At 73.8% G+C, this 4164-nt stretch carries 2 protein-coding genes and 1 pseudogene; all 3 read right to left on the bottom strand.

Features of this window, described 5'->3' with window-relative positions; genetic code table 11:
- Positions 1–61: 61 nt before the first annotated feature.
- Positions 62–2107, bottom strand: a complete 2046-nt coding sequence (locus DT057_RS34130) for a PAS domain-containing hybrid sensor histidine kinase/response regulator (RefSeq protein ID WP_128566440.1) — start codon at positions 2105–2107, stop codon at positions 62–64.
- Positions 2104–3621, bottom strand: a complete 1518-nt coding sequence (locus DT057_RS34125; RefSeq protein ID WP_128566439.1) for an ATPase domain-containing protein — start codon at positions 3619–3621, stop codon at positions 2104–2106. Before DT057_RS34125 ends, DT057_RS34130 begins: the two co-directional genes overlap by 4 nt.
- Before the next feature lie 265 nt (positions 3622–3886).
- Positions 3887–4164, bottom strand: a pseudogene (locus DT057_RS34120) (extracellular catalytic domain type 1 short-chain-length polyhydroxyalkanoate depolymerase); the annotation flags it as partial.

The raw sequence follows: 4164 nt of genomic DNA, 5'->3' as shown, positions 1-4164 counted from the left end.
GGGGACGCGCCGGCCGCTAGGCGTCCGGGCCGGCCCGCGCCCGGCCGGCTCGGCGGCCCGCTCAGCCGCCGAGGACGAGGCGCAGCGAGCGGGCGAGCTCGTCGCGGCGGTAGGGCTTGTTGAGCACCGGCAGCTCGCCGTGGTCGATGACCTGCTCCTCGTTCAGGTTCGCGACGTAGCCCGAGGTGAGCAGCACCTTGAGCCCCGGCCGCAGCCGCCGCGCCTCGGCGGCGAGCTGCGACCCGTTCATGCCGCCCGGCATCACGACGTCCGAGAACAGGATGTCGATGCGCTCGACGCCCCTGAGGTGCTCCAGCGCCTCGGCGGCGTTCCGGGCGACGATGACCCGGTAGCGCAGCTCCTCCAGGCTCTCCACCGCCATGCCGAGCACCTGCTCGTCGTCCTCCACCAGCAGCACGGCCTCGCCCTCGCCGGCCCGCCGCAGCGGGATGGCGCTGCCCGGCCCCGCCCCGGTCTCCTCCCCGGCGGGGTCGGAGGAGCGCGGGAAGTACAGCGTCACCGTGGTGCCGGCCCCGACATCCGACGCGATCGAGACGAAGCCCCGGGCGCTGCGCGTGAAGCCGTAGACCTGGCTCAGGCCGAGCCCCGTGCCCTTGCCGACCTCCTTCGTGGTGAAGAACGGCTCGAACACGCGCTGGAGGATCTCGGCCGGGATGCCGCCGCCCGTATCCGTGACCGACACGGCGATGTAGGGCCCGGGCGGCACGCCCTTGTCGAGGACGGCGGCGGTGTCGAGGTGGACGTTGCGGCTGCGCACGGTGATCCGGGCGCTGCCCGCGGCCAGGTCCATGGCGTCGCGGGCGTTGACGATCAGGTTCAGGACCGCCGCCTCGAACTGCGCCGGGTCGATCCGGATCGGGTCCAGGCCGGGGTCGAGGTCGAAGGCCAGCGCGACCGCGCCCCCGGCCGCGCGCTCGGCGAGGGGCCGGAAGTCGAGGAGCAGGCGGTTGGGGTTGAGCGTCTGGGGCCGCAGCATCTGCCGGCGCGAGAAGGCGAGGAGCTGCTGGGTGAGTTGCTCGCCGCGCCGCGCCGCCGTCATGGCGGCCTCCGCCAGCCGCTTCACGCGCTCGACCTGGTCGGGGCGCCGGATCATCATGTCGAGGCCGCCGACGATCACCGTCAGGAGGTTGTTGAAGTCGTGCGCGACCCCGCCCGTGAGCTGCCCGATCGCCTCCATCTTCTGGGCCTGGCGCAGCGCCTCCTCGGTGACGTGCTGCTCGGTGCGGTCCATGAGGATGCCGGCCATGCGGACCGGCGTGCCGGACGCGTCGCGCTCGGAGCGGCCCCGGAGCGCGCTCCAGCGCACGGCGCCGTCCGTGCGCCGGATGCGGAACTCGAGGTCGAGCGTCCCGGTGTCCCGGGCCGCCGCGAACGCCGCCTCGACCGCGGGGCGGTCCTCCTCCACGACGTGCCCGAGGAAGCGCTCCCACCCCCACGCGGCCTCGGGCGCCGCGTAGCCGAAGATCAGGTCGTGGCGGGGCGAGCGGCGCCAGCCGTCGCTCGCGAGATCGAGGTCCCACGAGGCCATCCCGGCCGCGTCGAGCGCGAAGGCGAGGGTCTCGCGCGCCGCCTCGACCTCCCGGGTCCGCTCGACGACGCGTCGCTCGAGGCCCTCGTTGACGAGGCGCAGGTGCTCCTCGGCCCGCTCCCGCTCGAGGAAGAGGCCGCGGACCTGGTACTGGCGCCGGCGGGCCCGCAGGGCCGCCGTCACGGCGCTCGTCAGGGTCTCGGCGTTGATGGGACGCTCGAGCAGCACGACGTTGCCGAGATGGGCGAGGATCCCGGCGGCGCTCTCGGAGCGCCGCCCGGACTGGCGCGTGGCGAGCACGATGAACGGGAAGTCCGACCAGGCCGGCTGCGCGTCGAGCCAGGCGAACAGGTCCCGGGCCTGCGTGCCGACGAGGGCCTCCTCGGTGACGAGCGCCGCCCCGGCGCCCGCTCGCAGGCACGCCACCCACTCCCCCAGGGCCGCGCAGGGCGCGGCCGGGATCGACCCCCTCGCCAGCACCTGCTCGATCACGGCGGCGTCGCGCCCGCGCGGCGCCAGGATCAGGACGCGCCCCTCGAGATCGGGGACCGCGCTCATCCGGAGTGATCCCCGGCCGGCAGCATGGCGATCCGGCCCCGGTACGACGGCAGGCCCGTGAGCACGCCCTCGAAATCGACCAGGGCCTCGCCCACCTGGAGCCCGCCGGAGGTGAGCTTCAGCTCCCGGATCGTGCGCTCGTGCGCGTTGACCCGGCTCTTGACCACCGACAGGGCCGTGCGGACCTCGCCCTTGGCCTCGAAGAACCGGAACAGCAGGATCGCGTCGCTCAGGTAGCTCAGGTCCACGTCCGAGCGCACGTCCCCGACGATGCCGTGCTGGCCGAGCACCAGGAGGGTCGTGACCCCCTGCTGGTTCAGGTAGTTCAGGAGTTCGTGCATCTGCAGCATCAGGAACTGCTCGCCGGGCATGGCCTGGAGGTAGGCGTTCAGGCTGTCGACCACGACGAAGCGGGAGCCGCGCTCCTCCACGGCGGTCCGGACGGCCGCCGTGAACTCGCCCGGCGCGAGCTCGGCCGGGTCGACCTGCGTGACGGTGAGCCGGCCGGCCGCGATGTGGGGGGCGAGGTCCATGCCGAGGAGCGCCGAGCGGATCAGCAGCGTCCCGAGCCCCTCGTCGAACAGGTAGTAGGTGCCCGTCTCGCCCCGCTCCAGGGCGGCCAGCATGCAGCGGATCGCCGTCGTGGTCTTGCCGACCCCGGAGGGGCCGATCAGCAGGGTGTTGGTGCCCGGCACCAAGCCGCCGCCGAGGAGGAGGTCGAGCTCGGGCGAGCCCGTCGAGGCCGCGACCGGCGAGTAATCCGCGTGGTGCTCGGCCGCGATCAGGCGCGGGAAGACCCGCAGGCCGCCGGTCTCGAGCACGAAGTCGTGGTTGCCGCCGCGGAACTTGATGCCGCGCATCTTCACGATCCGCAGGCGGCGGCGCTCGGAGCCGAACTCGCGCGGCGTCTGCTCCAGCGCGATCACCCCGTGGGCGATGCTGTGGAGCTGGAGGTCCCCCGGCTCGGAGGTTCGGTCGTCGAGCATCAGGACGGTGCAGCTGCGCCGGGCGAAGAACTGCTTGAGCGCCAGGATCTGGCGCCGGTAGCGCAGCGGGTTCTGGGCGAGCAGGCGCAGCTCCGACAGGCTGTCGAACACGACGCGCGTGGGCTTCAGGGTGTCGACGCTGGCGATGACCTCCTTGACGGTCTCGCCGAGCTCGACCTCGGAGGGGTGCAGGATCGACTGCTCGCTGTCGGGATCGAGGCCGAGCTCGTTGACGAGCTCGTGGAGCGCGACGTCGTCGAGGGACCAGCCGTGCGTGGCCGCCGCCGCGCGCAACTCCTCGGAGGTCTCCGACAGGGTCACGTAGAGCCCGCGCTCGCCCCGGGCGGCGCCGTCGAGGAGGAACTGGAGCGCCAGCGTGGTCTTGCCGGTGCCCGGCGTGCCCTCGAGGAGGTAGAGGCGATCGGGCGTCAGCCCGCCGCACAGGATCTCGTCGAGGCCCGGGATGCCGGTCGAGAGACGGGGGACGGGGGGGCGTGCGCGTTCCGGTTCGAGTCCTTGTCCTGCCATGCGCGTGATGCGTCGAGCCTCCCCAACCCTACGGTCACAAACGCGGAACGGCCGAGAATGCTCCGGCCGTATTCGAACAATGCTCGACCCCAGTATCACCGCCCCGGAGCCGAGGCGATGCCCACCTTCGTCCCGCTGGGGCAGGTTCCTCCCCGCCGCGGGCTTGTCGGCACTCCCGCCGGGGGCTTGCCGGCACTCCCGCCGGGGGCTTGCCGGCACTCCCGCCGGGGGCTTGCCGGCACTCCCGCCGGGACGGCGCCCGCCGTCACCGGGCGGCGGTGCCCGCGTGCGCGAGGAAGAAGCGCACCATCTCCCGGCTGGCATCGGGCCCGCTCGGATCCGTGTACGAGCCGCTCGCGCTGCCGCCCGACCAGGCGTGCCCGGCGCCGTGCAGGACCCACTGCTCCAGGAGCGCCGGCCCGTCGCCCTCGCGCTGGACCGTGCAGGTGTAGGCCACCCCGCCCTCGGACCGGCCGCGCGTCACGACCCGGCCCAGCGCCGCGCCGGGGGCCGCCTGGGCGACGACGTGGTCGGCGTTGACCG

Source organism: Methylobacterium crusticola (assembly GCF_003574465.1).
GTDB lineage: Bacteria > Pseudomonadota > Alphaproteobacteria > Rhizobiales > Beijerinckiaceae > Methylobacterium > Methylobacterium crusticola.
This window is presented reverse-complemented; position numbering and strand designations above follow the sequence as displayed.

Coding starts and splice junctions, on each gene's coding strand:
- DT057_RS34130 (WP_128566440.1), bottom strand. CDS start 2,107: ATGAGCGCGGTCCCCGATCTCGAGGGGCGCGTCCTGATCCTGGCGCCG.
- DT057_RS34125 (WP_128566439.1), bottom strand. CDS start 3,621: ATGGCAGGACAAGGACTCGAACCGGAACGCGCACGCCCCCCCGTCCCC.